16 protein-coding genes are annotated in these 19,157 nt (G+C 63.6%); 1 reads left to right on the plus strand and 15 read right to left on the minus strand.

Annotation, left to right across the window (positions count from 1 at the left end):
* Nucleotides 1–4: 4 nt before the first annotated feature.
* The 4 genes from NCT05_RS14690 to secA form a co-directional block, all read right to left on the minus strand.
* Entirely contained in the window at nt 5–436 is a 432-nt protein-coding gene (locus NCT05_RS14690) for an NUDIX domain-containing protein (RefSeq protein ID WP_008342968.1), read from the minus strand.
* Nucleotides 433–1,296: an ATP-binding protein gene (locus NCT05_RS14695; RefSeq protein ID WP_008342970.1), complete on the minus strand. Its 864-nt coding sequence runs from the start codon at nt 1,294–1,296 to the stop codon at nt 433–435. Before NCT05_RS14695 ends, NCT05_RS14690 begins: the two co-directional genes overlap by 4 nt.
* Before the next feature lie 14 nt (nt 1,297–1,310).
* Nucleotides 1,311–2,552: a bifunctional glutamate N-acetyltransferase/amino-acid acetyltransferase ArgJ gene (argJ, locus tag NCT05_RS14700; protein ID WP_250502639.1), complete on the minus strand. Its 1,242-nt coding sequence runs from the start codon at nt 2,550–2,552 to the stop codon at nt 1,311–1,313.
* A 160-nt stretch (nt 2,553–2,712) separates the two neighbouring features.
* Nucleotides 2,713–5,526 (minus strand): preprotein translocase subunit SecA, encoded by a 2,814-nt coding sequence (gene secA, locus NCT05_RS14710; protein ID WP_284507543.1) that lies wholly within the window; start codon nt 5,524–5,526, stop codon nt 2,713–2,715.
* A gap of 276 nt (nt 5,527–5,802) precedes the next feature.
* Here secA and NCT05_RS14715 point away from each other — a divergent pair, with 276 nt between their 5' ends.
* The gene (locus NCT05_RS14715; RefSeq protein ID WP_250502640.1) at nt 5,803–6,288 is read left to right on the plus strand and encodes a DciA family protein; all 486 of its coding nucleotides are present in this window, start codon (nt 5,803–5,805) and stop codon (nt 6,286–6,288) included.
* A gap of 45 nt (nt 6,289–6,333) precedes the next feature.
* Here the strand turns inward: NCT05_RS14715 and lpxC are convergent, their stop codons facing one another.
* From lpxC to mraY, 11 genes are all read right to left on the minus strand, one after another.
* Entirely contained in the window at nt 6,334–7,251 is a 918-nt protein-coding gene (lpxC, locus tag NCT05_RS14720; protein ID WP_008342975.1) for a UDP-3-O-acyl-N-acetylglucosamine deacetylase, read from the minus strand.
* Nucleotides 7,252–7,515: 264 nt separating this feature from the next.
* On the minus strand, nt 7,516–8,019 hold the full coding sequence (locus tag NCT05_RS14725; protein ID WP_175982744.1) for a peroxiredoxin: 504 nt from the start codon (nt 8,017–8,019) through the stop codon (nt 7,516–7,518).
* A gap of 285 nt (nt 8,020–8,304) precedes the next feature.
* Nucleotides 8,305–9,516 carry a cell division protein FtsZ gene (gene ftsZ / locus NCT05_RS14730; protein ID WP_008342979.1) on the minus strand — a complete coding sequence of 404 codons (1,212 nt, stop codon included), beginning with the start codon at nt 9,514–9,516 and terminating at the stop codon, nt 8,305–8,307.
* A 117-nt stretch (nt 9,517–9,633) separates the two neighbouring features.
* The gene (gene ftsA / locus NCT05_RS14735) at nt 9,634–10,866 is read right to left on the minus strand and encodes a cell division protein FtsA (protein ID WP_008342980.1); all 1,233 of its coding nucleotides are present in this window, start codon (nt 10,864–10,866) and stop codon (nt 9,634–9,636) included.
* Nucleotides 10,867–10,892: 26 nt separating this feature from the next.
* Nucleotides 10,893–11,645 carry a cell division protein FtsQ/DivIB gene (locus tag NCT05_RS14740; protein ID WP_008342982.1) on the minus strand — a complete coding sequence of 251 codons (753 nt, stop codon included), beginning with the start codon at nt 11,643–11,645 and terminating at the stop codon, nt 10,893–10,895.
* A 34-nt stretch (nt 11,646–11,679) separates the two neighbouring features.
* A complete protein-coding gene (locus NCT05_RS14745; RefSeq protein ID WP_008342984.1) occupies nt 11,680–12,621 on the minus strand; it encodes a D-alanine--D-alanine ligase in 942 nt (313 codons plus the stop codon).
* Nucleotides 12,622–12,643: 22 nt separating this feature from the next.
* Nucleotides 12,644–14,038: a UDP-N-acetylmuramate--L-alanine ligase gene (gene murC / locus NCT05_RS14750; RefSeq protein WP_250502641.1), complete on the minus strand. Its 1,395-nt coding sequence runs from the start codon at nt 14,036–14,038 to the stop codon at nt 12,644–12,646.
* Complete coding sequence (gene murG, locus NCT05_RS14755) at nt 14,039–15,157, minus strand: undecaprenyldiphospho-muramoylpentapeptide beta-N-acetylglucosaminyltransferase (RefSeq protein ID WP_239295172.1); 1,119 nt, start codon at nt 15,155–15,157, stop codon at nt 14,039–14,041.
* Nucleotides 15,154–16,431 carry a putative lipid II flippase FtsW gene (gene ftsW / locus NCT05_RS14760; RefSeq protein ID WP_008342990.1) on the minus strand — a complete coding sequence of 426 codons (1,278 nt, stop codon included), beginning with the start codon at nt 16,429–16,431 and terminating at the stop codon, nt 15,154–15,156. The genes murG and ftsW overlap by 4 nt, the downstream gene beginning before the upstream one ends.
* A complete protein-coding gene (gene murD, locus NCT05_RS14765) occupies nt 16,428–17,939 on the minus strand; it encodes a UDP-N-acetylmuramoyl-L-alanine--D-glutamate ligase (RefSeq protein ID WP_250502642.1) in 1,512 nt (503 codons plus the stop codon). The genes ftsW and murD overlap by 4 nt, the downstream gene beginning before the upstream one ends.
* Nucleotides 17,940–17,969: 30 nt before the next feature.
* Entirely contained in the window at nt 17,970–19,139 is a 1,170-nt protein-coding gene (gene mraY / locus NCT05_RS14770) for a phospho-N-acetylmuramoyl-pentapeptide-transferase (RefSeq protein ID WP_008342993.1), read from the minus strand.
* Between the last annotated feature and the right edge of the window lie 18 nt (nt 19,140–19,157).

The following is a 19,157-nucleotide window of genomic DNA, read 5'->3' on the forward strand; positions in this document are numbered from 1 at the left end:
GCCGTTATTCGCGCTCTTCCTCTTCGAGCCATTCCAAAATCGGAATGGCTGCCGGCAGGAGCGGCGCGACCTCGACGGGAAGCGTCTGCCACGCGATCGCCTGACCTTCGCGGCCGACCGGCGAACCGTTCCACTCCGTCACTTTGCAGAAGAAAAGCCGCACGTACGCATGGGGATAATCATGCTCCAGCGTGCGCCAGAGCTGGCACGCGGTGACATCGATGCCCAGTTCCTCGTGCAGTTCGCGACCGAGCGCCGCCTCGATGCTCTCGCCTGGCTCCAGCTTGCCACCGGGAAACTCCCAGTAACCTTCATACGGTTTGCCCGCAGGCCGCTGCGCAAGCAGATAGCGCCCGTCGTGCTGCACCATCACGCCGACGGCCACTTCGGTCACCTTGCGGCCATCGGGCGCGATGTCCGGCTTCGCATCGGTCATTGCTTGCGTCCCGACCAGTCGCGCGCGAATTGCCACGCCACGCGGCCCGAGCGCGATCCGCGTTCGAGCGCCCACACGAGCGCATCGCCGCGTGCGCTTTCGACTTCGGCGTCGGCGCAGCCGAAGTGCTTCAGCCAGTGTCCGACGATCGACAGATAGTCGTCCTGCTTGAACGGATAGAAGCTGACCCAAAGGCCGAAGCGCTCGGAAAGCGAAATCTTTTCTTCGACCACTTCGCCGGGATGAATCTCGCCGTCGGACGTGTGCTTGTAAGTCTCGTTGTCGCTCATGTATTCGGGCAACAGATGGCGGCGGTTCGACGTCGCGTAGATGAGCACGTTGTCCGATTGCGCGGCGACGGAGCCGTCGAGCGCGACCTTCAGCGCCTTGTAGCCCGACTCGCCTTCCTCGAACGAGAGATCGTCGCAGAAGACGATGAAACGCTCGGGCCGCGTGGAGATCAGATCGACGATATCGCCGAGATCATGCAGATCGTCCTTGTCGACTTCGATCAGGCGCAAGCCGTCCTTCGCATACGCGTTCAGACACGCCTTGATCAGCGACGACTTGCCCGTGCCGCGCGCGCCCGTCAGCAGAACGTTGTTCGCGGGCAGCTTGTTCACGAACTGTTGCGTGTTCTGCTGAATGAGCGATTTCTGACGATCGATGTTCTGAAGGTCGTCGAGCGAGATCTGCGAGATGGCGGAAACGGGTTGCAGGAAGCCGCGTCCCTGACGCTTGCGCCAGCGAAACGCCACCGCGGATTCCCAGTCGATATCGGGCGCGGCGGGCGGCAACATGCCTTCGATGCGCGCCAGCACCGCTTCGGCGCGCGTGAGAAATTGTTCGAGTTTATCCATCGAGTTGTCCGCGTTCAGGAGCGATAGTCGGCGTTGATGCTCACGTAATCATGCGAAAGGTCGCAGGTCCAGACGGTCGCTTGCGCGTCGCCGCGCCCGAGCACGACGCGAATCAGGATCTCGCTCTTCTTCATCACGCGCTGGCCGTCTTCTTCCTTGTACGCGGGATTGCGCCCGCCGGCTTTCGCGACCAGCACGTCATCGAGATAAAGATCGATCTTGCCGACATCGAGATCCGTTACGCCCGCATAACCGATCGCAGCGAGAATGCGGCCGAGGTTCGGATCGGACGCGTAGAACGCGGTCTTAACGAGCGGCGAATGGCCGATCGCGTAGGCAATCTGACGGCACTCCGCCGCGTCCTGGCCGCCCTCCACCGTGATCGTCATGAACTTGGTCGCGCCTTCGCCGTCGCGCACGATGAGTTGCGCGAGTTCCTGCGCCACTTCGGTCACGGCGTCGCGCAATGCGGCGTACGCGGGCGAATCCGTCGATGTGATCACGGGCAGCGACGACTTCCCCGACGCGATCAGGATGAACGAATCGTTGGTGGACGTATCGCCGTCGATCGTGATGCAGTTGAACGAACGATCCGCGACGTGCTTCACGAGCTGATCGAGGACCGGCTGCGCGACATTCGCATCGAATGCGAGGAAGCCGAGCATCGTCGCCATGTTCGGGCGGATCATGCCCGCGCCCTTGCTGATGCCCGACAGCGTGACGACGTGACCGTCGATCGTTACCTGGCGCGACGCCGCCTTCGGCAGCGTGTCGGTCGTCATGATCGCTTGCGCGGCGTCGAACCAGTGCGCGGCTTGTTGATTCGCGAGCGCGGCGGGCAGACCGGCCTTCAGGCGATCGATCGGCAGCGGCTCCAGAATCACCCCGGTCGAGAACGGCAGGATTTGCTGCGCATCGAGATTGGCGAGACGCGCGAGCTCCGCGCAGGTTTCGCGCGCGTGCGCCATGCCCGGCTCGCCGGTGCCTGCGTTCGCGTTGCCCGTATTCACGACGAGCGCACGAATGCTCTTGCCGCCTTGGCCCGCCGCCGCGAGATGCTCACGGCAGACCGTAACCGGCGCGGCGCAGAAGCGATTCTGCGTGAAAACGCCCGCGACGCTCGCGCCTTCATCGACGCGAATGACGAGCACGTCCTTGCGATTGGGCTTGCGAATGTTCGCCTCCGCGTAACCGAGCGTGACGCCGGGGACGGGATGAAGCGCTGCGGGATCGATCGAGGGGAAGTTGACGGCCATGTTCGCGTCTCGCTGAAAGTGGCGCATGCCGGCTCATCGAACCGGCACATGATGAAAGACTGACGCCGGCCAGCGGATTCGAACCGGCGCCGTGAAGGATGGATGCTGCAAAGACAAACGACGCATCGCTGCGTCGCTTGTTCGTCAGGTCACGAGCCGATTACACCAGCTTGCCGTGACAGTTCTTGTACTTCTTGCCGCTGCCGCACGGGCACGGATCGTTGCGGCCGACCTTCGGCACGTCGTCCGAAGGACGCGTCGCCACGCTGATGTCGTCGCCGGCGGCCATCGCCTGGCTGACCATCTGCGCGGTGGCGCTCGCCGCCGCCGCGGCGGGCGTCGGCTCGGCGGCCGGCGCGTTGAAATCCGCGTGCGTGAACGACACGTTTTCGAGGTGGCTGCCTTTCTCTTCGTACTGCTCGGCGGCTTCTTCGAACTGCTCCGGCGACTGGATCTGCACGTTCATCACGACGCGCGTGACTTCCTGCTTCACAGCGTCGAGCATCGCGGCGAACAGTTCGAACGCCTCGCGCTTGTATTCCTGCTTCGGGTTCTTCTGCGCATAGCCGCGCAGATGGATGCCCTGCCGCAAGTGATCGAGCGCGGCGAGATGCTCGCGCCAGCGGCTATCGAGCGTCTGCAGCATGATCGAGCGCTCGAACGCGCTGAACGATTCGCGGCCGACCATCGCGACCTTCGCTTCGTACGCTTCGTCGGCGGCGGCGAGCACGGCTTCGCAAATTTCTTCCGCGTCGATCGAATTCGACTCGTTGATCATCTCCTGAACCGCGAGATCGAGCGACCAGTCGTTGCGCAGCACTTCTTCCAGCTCCGGCGCTTCCCACTGCTCTTCGATGCTGCCCGCCGGCACGAAGGTTCGCACGACGTCGCCGATCACGCTTTGACGCATCGCCGCGATGGTTTCCTGCACGTCGTTCGCTTCGAGCAGTTCGTTACGCTGCTGATAGATGACCTTGCGCTGATCGTTCGCGACGTCGTCGTATTCGAGCAGTTGCTTGCGGATGTCAAAGTTGCGCGCTTCGACCTTGCGCTGCGCGCCTTCGATCGAACGCGTGACCATGCCTGCTTCGATCGGCTCGCCTTCCGGCATCTTCAGGCGATCCATGATCGCGCGCACGCGGTCGCCCGCGAAAATGCGCAGAAGCGGATCGTCCAGCGACAGATAGAAGCGCGACGAACCCGGATCGCCCTGACGGCCCGCGCGGCCGCGCAGCTGGTTGTCGATACGGCGCGACTCGTGACGCTCGGTGCCGATGATATGCAGACCGCCCGCCGCCTTCACGTGATCGTGCAGCGCCTGCCATTCGTCGTGCAGCTTCTGGATGCGCGCGGCTTTCTCGTTCTCGGGGATCGAGAGATCCGCTTCGATGAACGACGCCTGCTTCTCGACGTTGCCGCCAAGCACGATGTCCGTGCCGCGGCCGGCCATGTTCGTCGCGATCGTGACGGCGGCCGGACGGCCCGCTTCCGCGACGATCGCCGCTTCGCGCGCGTGCTGTTTCGCGTTGAGCACTTCGTGCTTCACGCCCGCCTGCGTGAGCAGATGCGACAGCAATTCGGACGCTTCGATCGACGTCGTGCCGACGAGCGTCGGCTGACCGCGCTCGACGCAATTGCGGATGTCGCGAATCACCGCGTCGTAACGCTCTTTCGACGTCTTGTAGATCTGATCCTGCTTGTCGACACGCTTCGGCGGACGGTTGGTCGGAATCACGACCGTTTCGAGGCCGTAGATTTCGTTGAATTCGTAGGCTTCCGTGTCCGCCGTGCCGGTCATGCCGGACAGCTTCGAGTACATGCGGAAATAGTTCTGCAGCGTGATGGACGCGAGCGTCTGGTTCTCGGCCTGAATCTGGACGTGTTCCTTCGCTTCGACCGCCTGATGCAGACCGTCCGACCAGCGGCGGCCGGTCATCATGCGGCCGGTGAATTCGTCGACGATCACGACTTCGCCGTTCTGCACCACGTAGTGCTGATCGCGCAGGAAAAGCGTATGCGCGCGCAACGCGGCATAGATGTGGTGCATCAGCGTGATGTTCTGCGGCGCGTAGAGACTCTCGCCTTCGCCGATCAAACCCCACTCGGCGAGCAGCCGCTCGGCCTTCTCGTGGCCCGATTCGGTCAGGAACACCTGACGCGCTTTTTCATCGAGCGTGTAATCGCCCGGCTTTTCGACGCCGGTGCCGTCGGCCTTCTCTTCGCCGATCTGCTGCTCGAGCAGCGGCGGCAGCGCGTTCATGCGCACGTAGAGATCGGTGTGATCTTCAGCCTGACCGGAGATGATAAGCGGCGTGCGTGCCTCGTCGATGAGGATCGAGTCCACTTCGTCGACGATCGCGAAATTGAGCGGCCGCTGCACGCGCGCGTTGGTCTCGTAGACCATGTTGTCGCGCAGATAATCGAAGCCGAACTCGTTGTTCGTGCCGTACGTGATGTCCGCCGCGTACGCTTCCTGCTTCTGCGAGTGTTCCATCTGCGACAGATTCACGCCGCACGACAGACCGAGGAAGTTGTAGAGGCGCGCCATCCATTCGGCATCGCGCTGGGCGAGGTAGTCGTTCACCGTCACGACGTGCACGCCGCGGCCCGACAGCGCATTCAAATACGCGGCGAGCGTCGCGACGAGCGTCTTGCCCTCGCCGGTACGCATTTCCGCAATCTTGCCGTAATGCAGGACCATGCCGCCGATGAGCTGCACGTCGAAGTGGCGCATCTTCAGGACGCGCTTGCTCGCCTCGCGGCAGACCGCGAACGCCTCGGGCAGGATCACGTCGAGCGATTCGCCGCCCGCGACGCGCTGGCGGAACTCGTCGGTCTTGGCGCGCAGCTGGTCGTCCGAATACTTCTCGACGGTCGGCTCGAGGGCATTGATTGCCGCAACGGTCTTTTGATACTGCTTGACCAGCCGCTGATTGCGGCTGCCAAAAATCTTCTGAAGGAAACCGGTCGTCATCGGATCAGTGTCTGCGTCGCGGCTTCGGACGGCCACAGCACAAAGCTGCGTCCGGGCTCGGAGAACCTCGGCGACTTAAGTCCATAGGGTGAAATTCGAATCGGGAATTTTAGCATGTGAGTTTGGCAGACCTTGCGTCGGCGTGCCCGCGCGTGCGTAGACGGAACGCGACAGTCAACCCGCTGAAAGCTCGGGCGAAACTCGTTTCCCCGCCCGAAGCAACGGGCCGCCTCGCGTACAATCGAACCGTTCCGTCGGGCCTGCGCCTATACAAAAATGAGCCGCTTTTCTACGAATTCAAGATCGGGTTTCGATCCGCGGCGGCCGCAAGCCGTCGCCGATGTCCTCGATCGCACCGATGCGTTCCGCGCGTTGCGCGCGGGCGTCGAGCAAGTGGCGGCGCTGCAGCGCGATCTGAGCTCGCTTTTGCCGGATTATCTGGCGTCGAACGTGGAACCGGGGTTCATCAAGGACGGAGTCCTCGCGCTTTTCGCCGCGCACAACGCGCTGGCGGCGCGGCTGCGGCATATCGAGCCGCGTCTGCTTTCCGACCTGCAACAACGCGGCTGGGCCGTCAACGCGCTGAAAATCCGCGTCCGTCCGCAGCCGATGAAAGAATCCGCGCCGCCGAAGCAGGCGCGCATGTCGGCGGCGGGCGCAACGGCGCTGCATGATCTGGCGGCCTTGCTCGAGCCGTCGCCCCTACAGGAAGCGCTCGCGCGGATGGCGGAGCGGCATCAGGCGCGCGGACAAAAAAAATGAGCGGCGCCCGGCCGCTCATTCTTGTTCATCCGTTGAGGCTTTCAGTTAAGCAAACGCCGTCTGCGTGTCGAAACCGAAACCGCGCGGTGCGGTTTTCGTATCTTCAAATGTGACGATTTCATAAGCGTCTTCGTTCGCGAGCAACTCACGCAGCAGCATGTTGTTCATCGCGTGACCGCCCTTGTACGCCTTGTACGACGCCAGCAACGGACGGCCGACCACGTACAGGTCGCCGATCGCGTCGAGCATCTTGTGCTTCACGAATTCGTCGTCGTAACGCAGGCCGTCATTGTTGAGGATGCGGTACTCGTCGAGCACGATCGCGTTGTCCATGCTGCCGCCGCGCGCGAGCCCCAGTTCGCGCATCATCTCCACTTCATGCGCGAAGCCGAACGTGCGGGCGCGCGCGATTTCACGCACATACGACGTGGTCGCGAAATCCACTTCGAGCGCCTGACCGGTCTTGTCGACGGCCGGATGGCGGAAATCGATCGTGAAGCTCAGCTTGAAGCCGAAATACGGTTCCAGGCGCGCGAATTTGTCGCCGTCGCGTACTTCGATGGGCTTCGTCACCTTGATGAATTGCTTCGGCGCGTTCTGCTCTTCGATACCCGCCGATTGAATCAGAAACACGAACGATGCCGCGCTGCCGTCCATGATCGGGATTTCCTCGGCGGTCACATCGACATACAGATTGTCGATGCCGAGGCCCGCGCACGCCGACATCAAATGCTCGATGGTCGAGACGCGCGCGCCGTCCTTCTGCAGCACGGAAGCGAGACGCGTGTCGCCAATCGCCATCGCGGACGCGGGAATATCGACCGGCTCGGGCAGGTCGATACGCGAAAAGACGATGCCCGTCCCGATCGGCGCTGGGCGCAGGGTCAGGTCGACCTTGCGGCCGGAATGGAGCCCGATCCCCACGGTTTTGACGACGGTCTTGATTGTTCGCTGCTTCAACATGATGTTCTTTCCGATTCAAGATCCTATAAAGGAAATTAATCGTGCGTTAAATTCTAATAGGTCGAATTATACTCCATTCGCCGCATGCCGTCCTGATCCAGGTGGTATCAACTGTTTCCCTGTGTTACGCCAAGGCGAAGGATTTGTGAAGTAGAACGGGCCGATGGCCGGAATGGAGGCATTTCCGGTCATCGGCCCCAAATTGCAGCTCAATGCGAGGGCGCTTCAAGCGTTGCGCGCGGGCAACGCGGCGCGCCGCTGCACTCAGCGCAACGTCGCCAGGATACTGCGAGCGTCGCTGACTTCGAACTTGCCGGGCGCTTCGACATTCAGCGTCTTGACCACGCCGTCGTCGACCACCATCGCGTAGCGCTGGGAACGGATTCCCATGCCACGCTCGGACAAATCCTGATCCAGTCCGAGTGCCTGAGTGAAACGCGCACTGCCGTCCGCAATCATCTTCACCTTGCCCGCGGTTTGAAGATCGCGTCCCCACGCGTTCATGACGAACGCGTCGTTGACGGAAACGCACCAGACTTCGTCGATGCCTGCCGCAGACAAATCCGCCGCCGCTTCGACATAGCCGGGCACGTGTCTGGCGGAGCACGTCGGCGTGAACGCGCCCGGCAATCCGAAGATCACCACGCGCTTGCCTGCGCTCCGCTCGCGCACCGGGAACGCATTCGGTCCCACGGCACAGCCCTCGGTGGCCTCGTCGATGAACTCGAAGAGACGCACGTCGGGCAACGTTTCACCCACTTTGATCATGCTCGGTCCTTCCCTCATCAGTGCTCGCGGACATCCTCGCGATCGCATCGTCCCGCAACCGCGCCGAAAGTCTGCGCAGCGATTTCGGCTTCACTCTGCCTTCCTCGACGTCAGGGGCAGATTCGTGGAGGTCGGCTGGCCACGGCCCGGCGTCCATTTTGCATCAGGACGCGGCCTTGGACAGTCGTCCCACGCGAAGCCTGCGTCGTGCGCGCCGGACGTTCAGCGCGTGCACGCGGTGTGCCGCTTCGTCACGAACTCAGCAGCAAATAACGTGCGCTTCGCTCAGTCCGCCTGCTTGCGCAGGAACGCCGGAATGTCGTAAGTATCGACGCCTTTTTCCTGCAGCGCCTGCACGTGCGAAGCCGCCGTTTCACGCGTCGAGCGCCACACTGCCGGCGTGTCGAGCTGACCGTAATCCGTCGTGCTCTGACCGTGCTGCGTACCGTACGAATTGTGCGCGGCGGCGTGATGCGCGTGTGCGACCGGCTGATTGTCGGTGCCCGTGCGCAGGAGGGTCATCGGCGCTTGCTGCTGCTTCTTCGCCGCGCGGCCCAGGCCCGTCGCCACCACCGTCACGCGCAGCGCGTCGCCCATCGCGTCGTCGTACACGGCGCCGAAGATGACCGTTGCATCGTCGGCTGCGTAGGACTTGATGGTGTTCATCACTTCACGCGTTTCCGACAGACGCAGCGAACGGCTCGACGTGATATTCACCAGCACGCCGCGCGCACCCGACAGATCCACGCCTTCCAGCAGCGGACTCGCGACCGCCTGTTCCGCGGCGAGACGCGCGCGATCGACGCCGGCAACCGTCGCCGTGCCCATCATCGCCTTGCCCTGCTCGCCCATCACCGTCTTCACGTCTTCGAAGTCGACGTTCACGAGGCCATCGACGTTGATGATTTCAGCGATACCGGCGACAGCGTTGTTCAGCACGTCGTCCGCGCACTGGAAGCACTTGTCCATCTCGGCGTCATCGCCCATCACCTCGAACAGCTTGTCGTTCAGCACGACGATCAGCGAGTCGACGTGATCCTCCAGTTGCTGCGAGCCCGCTTCCGCGACGCGCATGCGGCGGCCGCCTTCGAACTCGAACGGTTTGCTCACGACGCCAACGGTGAGAATGCCCATTTCCTTGGCGATCTGCGCGACCACCGGCGCCGCGCCCGTGCCCGTGCCGCCGCCCATGCCCGCGGTGATGAACACCATGTGCGCGCCGCGCAGTGCGTCGGCGATACGCTCGCGCGCGTCTTCCGCCGCTTCCTTGCCCTTCTCCGGCTTCGCGCCAGCGCCGAGACCGGTCATGCCCAGTTGCAAAACCGCCGGCGCGCGCGAACGGGCGAGCGCTTGCGCGTCGGTGTTCATCACGATGAAGTCGACGCCCTGCACGCCGCGGTTGATCATGTGCTGAACCGCGTTGCCGCCAGCACCACCAACGCCCACGACCTTGATGATCGTTCCGTTGGTTTCCGTTTCCAGCATTTCGAAATCCATGTTGCCTCCGTCAAGAATGAAGATCGGCGTTATTCGACGAGAGATCGGGCAACCCCTTGTCGCGCACCAGCCGCCGGTACCGGCGCGAAATTCTTTTTGTTGCGTGTTGCGTATTGCTTAGAAATTCCCGAGGAACCAGTCTTTCATCCGCGAGAAGACTTGTCCCATCGAACCGTTCTGTACCGCGACCTTGCGGCCGCGCATGCGTTGCGAGCGTCCTTCGGCGAGCAGGCCCATTGCCGTCGAATAGCGCGGATTGCGCACGACATCGGCAAGGCCGCCCGCGTATTCCGGCACGCCGATGCGCACCGGTTTCAGGAAGATGTCTTCGCCGAGCTCGACCATGCCGGGCATCATCGCCGCGCCGCCGGTCAGCACGACGCCGCTCGACAGCAGTTCTTCATAGCCCGACTCGCGCACGACCTGCTGCACCAGCGAGAACAGCTCTTCGACGCGCGGCTCCACGACCGCCGCCAGCGCCTGCCGCGACAGCGTGCGCGGACCGCGCTCGCCCAGCCCCGGCACTTCGATCATTTCGTCCGGATCAGCGAGCGCCTGCTTCGCGATGCCGTAGCTCACCTTGATGTCTTCCGCATCCGGCGTCGGCGTGCGCAGCGCCATCGCGACGTCGCTCGTGATCTGATCGCCCGCGATGGGAATCACCGCCGTATGTCGGATCGCGCCTTCGCTGAAGATGGCGATGTCCGTCGTGCCGCCGCCGATATCGACGAGCACCACGCCCAGTTCCTTCTCGTCCTCGGTCAGCACCGCAAGCGACGACGCGAGCGGCTGCAGAATGAGGTCGTTCACTTCGAGGCCGCAGCGGCGCACGCACTTCACGATGTTCTGCGCCGCGCTCACCGCGCCCGTCACGATGTGCACCTTCACTTCGAGGCGGATGCCGCTCATGCCGATCGGCTCGCGCACATCCTCTTGCCCGTCGATGATGAATTCCTGGGTGAGGATATGCAGCACCTGCTGATCGGTCGGGATGTTGATCGCCTTGGCCGTTTCGATCACGCGCGCGACATCCGCCTGCGTGACCTCCTTGTCCTTGATCGCGACCATCCCGCTCGAATTGAAGCTGCGGATATGGCTGCCCGCGATCCCGGTGAATACGTTTGTGATCTTGCAATCCGCCATCAGTTCGGCTTCTTCGAGCGCGCGCTGGATGGATTGCACCGTGGCCTCGATATTGACCACGACGCCCTTCTTCAACCCCTTCGAGTCGCTCTGACCGAGTCCGATTACCTCGTAGTGGCCTTCGCCCTTCAATTCGGCGACGATCGCGACCACCTTCGACGTTCCGATGTCGAGGGAAACCAGCAGGTCTTTGTAGTCTTTGCTCATAGCGTGCTCATGCCTGTGATGTCTGCTTACTTCTTGGCCTTGTCGGTGTCGTTGATGAAGCGCATGTTCGCGGCTCGTATGGCAAAGCCGTTCGGGTACCGCAAATCCGCATATTCGATGTCCTTCCCCCAGCGTCCCGTGACGGACGGCCACGACGCGACGAAACGCTTGCAACGGTCGTTCAGCGTGTCCTGATTACGCTCGCGTCCGAGTTCGACCTGCGTGCCGTTCGACAGCTTGACCGTCCACGCGAAGCGCGGCGACAGCGTGACTTCTTCCGGCTTCGCGTCGAGCGGCGCGAACCACTTCTCGAAATCGTGATACCGCGCGACCACTTCCTTCGCCGTGCCCTCGGGGCCGTCGAACGCGGGCAGATCGTCGTCGAGTTCGCCCTGATTCGCGGTGAAGAGATCGCCGTCCACGCTCACCAGTTGATCGTTCCCCCACGTGCCGAGCGGCTTGTATTCCTCGAGCGTCACCGCGAGCGCGTTCGGCCATACGCGGCGCACGCTCGCGTGGCGCACCCACGGCACCTGCTCGAACGCGGCGCGCGCCGCATCGAGATCGACCGTGAAGTAGTTGCCCTTCAGATGACCGATCACGCTTGCCCGCACGACCGGCGAGCTGATGTGCGCCGTATCCCCGTCGATCTGAATCTCGCGCAGGCGAAACTCGGGACGCTGGATCGCCCAGTACCCCGCGGCGCCGAGAAGCAGCAGCACGAGCACGACGTGCAGCCCGTTGGCGGCGAGGTTGAGTTGGCGAACGTTGTTCCACATGGTTTCGCTTGTTCGTGTCCTGTGTGTGATCGACCTAGTTCTTCAGCGTGAGCGACAGCACTTTCACGACGAGATCCTTGTAGCTGATGCCGACCGCGCGCGCGGCTTTCGGCGGCAGAGAGTGATCGGTCATGCCGGGCGCCGTGTTCACCTCGAGGAAATACGGGTTGCCGTCCGAGTCGAGCATGAAGTCCGCGCGGCCCCAGTCGGTGCAGCCGAGAATCTCGAAGGCGCGCTTCGTCAGCTGCTTCATGCGCGTTTCTTCGGCTTCGGTCAGGCCGCACGGAATCAGGTATTGCGTGTCGTCCGCGACGTACTTCGCGTGATAGTCGTAGAACTCGCCCGCCGGCACGATCTTGATGACCGGCAAGTCGAGATCGCCCGCGATGCAGCACGTAAATTCGCCGCCGCCCTCGATGCTCTTCTCGACGATCACGATCTTGTCGTAATTCACCGCTTCTTCGAGCGCGGGCACGAGCGTCTCCGCGCTCTTCACCTTGATGACCGCGACGCTCGATCCTTCGCTCGCCGGCTTGACGAAGAGCGGCAGCCCGAGCTTCGCGATGATGTCCTGCGCGCGCGCCGCGTAGTCTTCGCCGCGAAAGACGGTTTCGAACGGCGGCGTGGGAATGCCGGTCTGCTGCCACACGAGCTTCGTGCGCAGCTTGTCCATGCCGAGCGCCGAGCCGAGCACGCCGCTGCCCGTATAGCGGATGCCGTAGAAATCGAGCGCGCCCTGCAGTTGCCCGTTCTCGCCGTAACCGCCATGCAGCGCGATGAACGCGCGCACGAAGCCTTGCGCCTTCAGATCCGAAAGCGGATGCCGCGCCGGATCGAACGCGTGCGCGTCGATGCCCGCCTCGCGCAAGCCTTCGAGCACGAGGCGCCCGGAATTGAGCGAGACCTCGCGTTCGGCGGAATTGCCACCGAGCAGCACCGCGACTTTGCCGAAGACTTTCGGATCGATTTGATTCACTTGATTGCTCATGGTCTTGCTCTTACTGAGGCTGGGGGTTAGCCAGCTTGCCGCACACTCCGCCGATGGAACCCGCGCCCATGGCGATCACCACGTCGCCGTTGCGCGCGATGGTCGTCACCGCGTCGGGCACTTCGTCGATCGTCTCGACGAACACCGGCTCCACCTTGCCCGCGACGCGGATCGCACGCGCGAGCGCGCGGCCGTCGGCGGCCACGATGGGCGCTTCGCCGGCGGCGTAGACATCGGTGAGCACGAGGGCGTCGACCGTCGACAGCACCTTCACGAAATCCTCGAAACAGTCGCGCGTGCGCGTATAGCGATGCGGCTGGAACGCGAGCACGAGACGCCGCCCCGGAAACGCGCCGCGCGCCGCCGCGATCGTCGCGGCCATTTCGACCGGGTGATGACCGTAGTCGTCGATGAGCGTGTACGCGCCTTCGCCGCTCGCCGCGCTCACTTCGCCGTAACGCTGGAAGCGACGGCCCACGCCGTTGAATTCAGCGAGCGCACGCTGGATATCGGCATCCGCGACTTCGAGTTCAGTCGCGATCGCGATTGCCGCGAGCGCGTTCTGCACGTTATGCGTGCCCGGCAGATTCAGCACGACGTCGAGCGACGGCGCGTCTTCACGCAGCGTCGTGAAATGCATGCGGCCGTCGCGCGCCTCGACGTTCACCGCGCGCACTTGCGCTTCCGCGCCGAGACCGTAGCGGATGATCGGCTTCGACACGAACGGCAGGATTTCGCGGACGTTCGGATCGTCGACACATAGCACGGCAATGCCGTAAAACGGCAGCCGATGCGTGAACTCGATGAACGCCTGCTTGAGCCGCGCGAAGTCGTGGCCGTAGGTGTCCATGTGATCGGCGTCGATGTTCGTGATGACTTCGATCACCGGGAAAAGATTCAGGAACGAAGCGTCCGACTCATCGGCTTCAGCGACGATGAAATCGCCCGTGCCGAGACGCGCGTTCGCGCCCGCGCTGTTCAGCCGCCCGCCGATGACGAAGGTCGGATCGAGCCCGCCCGCCGCCAGCACGCTCGCGACGAGCGAAGTCGTCGTCGTTTTGCCGTGCGTGCCGGCGATGGCGATGCCCTGCTTCAGGCGCATGAGTTCCGCGAGCATCACGGCCCGCGGCACGATCGGCACGCGGCGATGCCGCGCCGCGAGCACTTCTGGATTGTCGGGACGCACGGCCGTCGAAACGACCACCGCATTCGCGCCTTCGATGTTCTGCTCGTGATGACCGATCTCGACGCGCGCGCCAAGCGCACGCAGACGCTCGGTGACCGCGCCGTTCGAAAGATCGGATCCGCTCACGTGATAGCCGAGATTGAGCAGCACTTCGGCGATCCCGCTCATGCCCGCGCCGCCGATCCCGACGAAATGTATATGTTTGACGATGTGCTTCATTTAGTGTGCCTCCCGAGCTTGCGCGTCGAAACGCGCGCCGGCCACGTCGGCGCAAATGCTCGCGACTTTTTCGGTCGCGTCCGGTTTCGCCAGCGCGCGCGAGCGCTCGGCCATAGCCGCGAGCGTGTCGCGCGTCTGTACGCGTAACCAGTCGGCGAGCTTTTGCGCCGACAGATCGCGTTGTTGTATCAGTTCAGCCGCGCCGTTCTTCGCGAGGAACGCGCCGTTGGTCGTCTGGTGATCGTCGACGGCGAACGGGAACGGCACGAAGAGCGCCGCCACGCCGACCGCGGCGATTTCCGAGACGGTCATCGCGCCCGACCGGCAGATGACGAGATCCGCCGATGCATACGCGCTCGCCATGTCTTCGATGAACGGCACGAGTTGCAGGTCTTCACCGCGCGTGAGACCCGCAGCCGCGTAGTTCGCTTCCAGTGCTTCGATATGCTTCGCGCCCGCCTGATGCACGATGCGCGGGCGCTCTTCCGATGCGAGCATCGCGAGCGCCTTGGGCACGGTTTCGTTGAGCGCGGCAGCGCCGAGACTGCCTCCGACGACGAGCACGTTCAGGCGTCCCGAACGCGCGGCGTAGCGTTCTTTGGGTGGCAATGCGCTCGTTAGTTCCGCACGGATCGGATTACCGGTCCATTCTGCATTCGGCAGAGCATTGGGAAACGCGACGAGCACGCGCTTTGCGAGATGCGCGAGCACCTTGTTCGCGAGCCCCGCGATGGAGTTCTGTTCGTGCAGCACGAGCGGGCAGCCCGCGAGCTTCGTCATGATGCCCGCCGGAAACGTGATATAGCCGCCCATGCCGAGCACGACGTCCGGCTTCACGCGGCGCAGCGCGGCGAGGCTTTGCGAACATGCGCGCAGCAGATTCACCGGCAACATCAGCTTGGTCTTGACGCCCTTGCCGCGCACGCCGCCGAAGCGCACGTATTCCATCGGAATGCCGTGCTTCGGCACGAGCGTCGCTTCCATGCCGCTCGCATTGCCGAGCCACACGACGCGCCAACCGTGCGCCTGCATCCAGTGCGCGACCGCGAGCCCCGGGAACACGTGGCCCCCGGTGCCGCCCGCCATCACCATCAAGGTGCGGTCGCGTTGCGCGGTCATACTTTTCCTCCGCGCATCAAGACGCGATTTTCGTAATCGACGCGCAGCAACACCGCCAGCGCGACGCAGTTCAGCAAAATGCCCGAGCCGCCGTAGGAGACGAGCGGCAGCGTGAGACCCTTGGTCGGCAGAAGACCGAGATTCACGCCCATGTTGATGAACGTCTGCGCGCCGAACCAGATGCCGACGCCCTTCGCCATGAGACCGGCGAACGTGCGATCGAGCGCAAGCGCCTGACGGCCGATCTCGAACGCGCGGCGCACGATCCAGTAGAACAGCAGGATCACGCAGATCACGCCGACGAAACCGAGCTCCTCGCCGATCACCGCGAGAATGAAGTCGGTATGCGCTTCCGGCAGATAGTTCAGCTTCTCGACGCTGCCGCCCAAGCCGACGCCGAACCACTCGCCGCGCCCGAACGCAATCAGCGAGTGCGTCAACTGATACGCCTTGCCTTGCGCGTAACGGTCGTCCCACGGATCGAGGTACGCGAAGATCCGCTCGCGACGCCACGGCGACAGCCACACGAGCATCGTGAACGTGCCCACCGCCGTCAGCACGAGGCCGCCGAACAGCTTGCCGTTGACGCCGCCGAGAAACAGCACGCCCATCGCGATCGCGGCGATCACCATGAACGCGCCCATGTCGGGCTCGAGCAGCAAGAGCGCACCGACCGCGCCGACCGCGACCGCCATCGGCAGAAAGCCCTTGCCGAAGCTGTGCATGAATTCCTGCTTGCGCACGGTGTAGTTCGCAGCGTAGATCGTCACCGCGAGCTTCATGATCTCCGACGGCTGCATGTTCGTGATGCCGAGCGGAATCCAGCGGCGCGCGCCGTTCACGCCTTTGCCGACGTGCGGAATCAGCACGATGATGAGCATCGCCAGCGCGACGAGAAAAAGCTTCGGCGCGTACTTTTCCCACGTCTTGATCGGAATCTTGAACGCGATGGTCGCGCCGACGAGCGCCGTCGTGATCGAAACGAGGTGACGCACGAGGAAGTGATAGTCGCGATAGCTCGCGTACTTGGGCGAATCCGGCATCGCGATCGACGCCGAGTACACCATCACGATGCCCAGGCCGAGCAGCGAGATCATCACCCACAACAGCGAATAGTCGTAGTCGAGCATGCGCGAGCGCGCCGGGCGCACGCCGTTGACCGCGCTCGAAATGCCGCCGCGCGTGCCCGAATTCGAGCGGCCCGCGAGCGAGTCGCCGGGCATGGCGTTGCGCTGTCCGGTGAGTTTCGATCCGAAGCGTTCCGACCAGCTCATAGCATCACTCCCCGCGCGGCGGCGATATCTTCGACCGCGCCGCGAAACACGTCGGCGCGATGTGCGTAGTTCTTGAACATGTCGAGGCTCGCGCACGCGGGCGAAAGCAGCACGGCGTCGCCGGCTTCCGCGATTTTCGCGGCGGCGTTCGTCGCTTCCTCGAGCGTCGCGTGATCCTGCAATTCGACATTCGTCGATGCCAGCGTTTCGCGGATGCGTGCCGCGTCGCGGCCGATCAGCATCACGGCGCGCGCCCAGCGTGCGACCGGCGCTTCGAGCGGCGAAAAGTCCTGGCCCTTGCCGTCGCCGCCGGCGATCAGCACGACGCGTTGCGCGAGGCCGTCGAGCGCGGCGACCGTCGCGCCGACGTTCGTGCCTTTGCTGTCATCGACATAATCGACGCCGTCGATCTGCGCGATCACTTCGACGCGATGCGGCTCGCCGCGATACTCGCGCAAGCCGTGCAAAAGCGCCGCGAGCGGCAGATCGATCGCGCGAGCCAGCGCCAGCGCTGCGAGCGCGTTCGCCGCGTTGTGCAGACCGCGGATGCGCAGCGCGTCGACGGGCATCAGACGCTTGGAAACGAGGTTCGGCTCGGCCTCGTCCTTCTTGCGGCGACGCGAAGTCGCAGTCTCTTCCGACGCCTCCTGATCGATGCCAACGACGAGCCACTGCATGCCGTTATCGCGCAGCAAACCGTAGTCGCCGACATTCAGCGGCTCGTTCAGTCCGAACGTCACGACGCGATGTTGCGCGACGTTCGCCGCGAGCTTCATGACGCGGCTGTCGTCGCGGTTCAGCACGCGCGTCGTGGCCGGGCCGAAGATGCGCCCTTTCGCGGCGGCATAGGCGTCGAGGCCGCCGTGCCAGTCGAGATGATCCTGCGTGATGTTCAGCACCGCGGCGGCATCCGGTGCGAACGTATGCGCGGTTTCGAGCTGGAAACTCGACAGTTCGAGCACCCAGACATCGGGCAGCGCGGTCTGGTCGATGGCTTCGGTCAGCTTGTCGAGCATCGCCGGGCTGATGTTGCCCGCGACCGCGACCGACTTGCCCGCGCGCTCGCACAAGAGGCCGGTGAGCGCGGTCGTGGTGGTCTTGCCGTTCGTGCCCGTGATCGCGATGACTTTAGGCGCATAGCCGTTCGCGCCGAGTCCGGCGAGCGCCTGCGCGAACAGTTCGAGTTCGCCCCAGACGGGAATGCCGCGTTCTTTCGCTGCAGCGATCAGCGGCGCGAGGTCATCCGCGAGCGGCGACAGCCCCGGGCTGATCGCGACGAGTTCGATGCCGCCATCGAGCAACGCGGGCGTGAACGCGCCGCCGACGAAATCCGCATCGATCTTGTGGATCGCGAGTTCGGAGAGATTCGGCGGCGCTTCGCGCGTGTCGGCGATCCGCAGGCGGCAACCGTGCCTGGCGCACCAGCGCGCCATCGCCAGACCGGATTCACCCAGCCCAAGCACGAGCACCATCGGACTTTGCCGACCGACAAACTTCTCGCCAAACATCGCTTTACCTTTTACCGAAACTTGAATGAATCAACGCAACTTCAACGTCGACAGACCGAACAGGCACAACATCAACGTGATGATCCAGAAGCGCACCACGACTTGCGTCTCGGTCCAGCCGGACAGCTCGTAATGGTGATGCAGCGGCGCCATCTTGAAGAAACGGCGGCCTTCGCCATAACGGCGCTTCGTGAACTTGAACCAGAAGACCTGCAGCATCACGGAAAGCGTTTCCGCGACGAACACGCCGCCCATGATGAACAGCACGACTTCCTGACGAACGATCACCGCGATCGTGCCGAGCGCGCCGCCGAGCGCGAGCGCGCCGACATCGCCCATGAAGACCTGCGCGGGGTGCGTGTTGTACCAGAGAAACGCGAGACCGGCGCCGCCCATTGCGGAACAGAAGATCAAAAGCTCGCCCGCTCCGGGAATGTGCGGGAACAGCAGGTACTTCGAATAGACCGACGAGCCCATCACATACGCGAACGCGCCGAGCGACGCGCCGACCAGCACGACCGGCATGATGACGAGGCCGTCGAGGCCGTCGGTGAGATTCACGGCGTTGCTCGACCCGACGATGACGAAGTAGGTCATCGCGATGAAGCCCCACACGCCGAGCGGATACGTGATCGATTTGAGGAACGGCAGCATCAGGTCGGCGCGCGCGGGCAGGCCCATCGAGAGGCCGCTGCGCACCCACGCCATGAAGAGATCGAACACGCGCGCGTTGTTCGCTTCGGACACGGAAAACGCGAGATACACCGCCGCGAACAGGCCGATCACCGATTGCCAGAAATACTTCTCGCGCGACGACATGCCGCGCGGATCCTTGTGCACGACCTTCCGATAGTCGTCCACCCAGCCAATCACGCCATAGCCGAACGTGACGAGCATCACGATCCACACGAAACGGTTCGTGAGATCGGCCCACAGCAACGTGGAAATGGCAATGCCGATGAGGATCAGCACGCCGCCCATCGTCGGCGTGCCGGACTTCACGAGATGCGTCTGCGGGCCGTCCTTGCGCACGGCCTGGCCGACCTTGAGCAAGGTCAGCTTGCGGATGACCCACGGGCCGCAGACGAGACCGATCAGAAGCGCCGTTGCCGTGGCGCCCACCGCGCGGAACGTGATGTAGGTGAACACGCGCATGAAGCTGGCGTCATTCTGAAGCCATTGCGCGAGTGCGAGTAGCATGCTGGTCCTTCTCTTCAG

It is taken from the genome of Caballeronia sp. AZ7_KS35, assembly GCF_023631045.1.
GTDB classification, from domain to species: Bacteria; Pseudomonadota; Gammaproteobacteria; order Burkholderiales; family Burkholderiaceae; genus Caballeronia; species Caballeronia zhejiangensis.

Excerpts from the sequence above, each read along its gene's own strand:
- ftsZ (WP_008342979.1), bottom strand. The coding sequence starts at position 9,516 with ATGGATTTCGAAATGCTGGAAACGGAAACCAACGGAACGATCATCAAG.
- murG (WP_239295172.1), bottom strand. The coding sequence starts at position 15,157 with ATGACCGCGCAACGCGACCGCACCTTGATGGTGATGGCGGGCGGCACC.
- secA (WP_284507543.1), bottom strand. The coding sequence starts at position 5,526 with ATGACGACCGGTTTCCTTCAGAAGATTTTTGGCAGCCGCAATCAGCGG.
- NCT05_RS14695 (WP_008342970.1), bottom strand. The coding sequence starts at position 1,296 with ATGGATAAACTCGAACAATTTCTCACGCGCGCCGAAGCGGTGCTGGCG.
- argJ (WP_250502639.1), bottom strand. The coding sequence starts at position 2,552 with ATGGCCGTCAACTTCCCCTCGATCGATCCCGCAGCGCTTCATCCCGTC.
- NCT05_RS14740 (WP_008342982.1), bottom strand. The coding sequence starts at position 11,645 with ATGTGGAACAACGTTCGCCAACTCAACCTCGCCGCCAACGGGCTGCAC.
- ftsW (WP_008342990.1), bottom strand. The coding sequence starts at position 16,431 with ATGAGCTGGTCGGAACGCTTCGGATCGAAACTCACCGGACAGCGCAAC.
- NCT05_RS14725 (WP_175982744.1), bottom strand. The coding sequence starts at position 8,019 with ATGATCAAAGTGGGTGAAACGTTGCCCGACGTGCGTCTCTTCGAGTTC.
- ftsA (WP_008342980.1), bottom strand. The coding sequence starts at position 10,866 with ATGAGCAAAGACTACAAAGACCTGCTGGTTTCCCTCGACATCGGAACG.
- mraY (WP_008342993.1), bottom strand. The coding sequence starts at position 19,139 with ATGCTACTCGCACTCGCGCAATGGCTTCAGAATGACGCCAGCTTCATG.
- lpxC (WP_008342975.1), bottom strand. The coding sequence starts at position 7,251 with ATGTTGAAGCAGCGAACAATCAAGACCGTCGTCAAAACCGTGGGGATC.
- NCT05_RS14715 (WP_250502640.1), top strand. The coding sequence starts at position 5,803 with ATGAGCCGCTTTTCTACGAATTCAAGATCGGGTTTCGATCCGCGGCGG.
- murC (WP_250502641.1), bottom strand. The coding sequence starts at position 14,038 with ATGAAGCACATCGTCAAACATATACATTTCGTCGGGATCGGCGGCGCG.
- murD (WP_250502642.1), bottom strand. The coding sequence starts at position 17,939 with ATGTTTGGCGAGAAGTTTGTCGGTCGGCAAAGTCCGATGGTGCTCGTG.
- NCT05_RS14690 (WP_008342968.1), bottom strand. The coding sequence starts at position 436 with ATGACCGATGCGAAGCCGGACATCGCGCCCGATGGCCGCAAGGTGACC.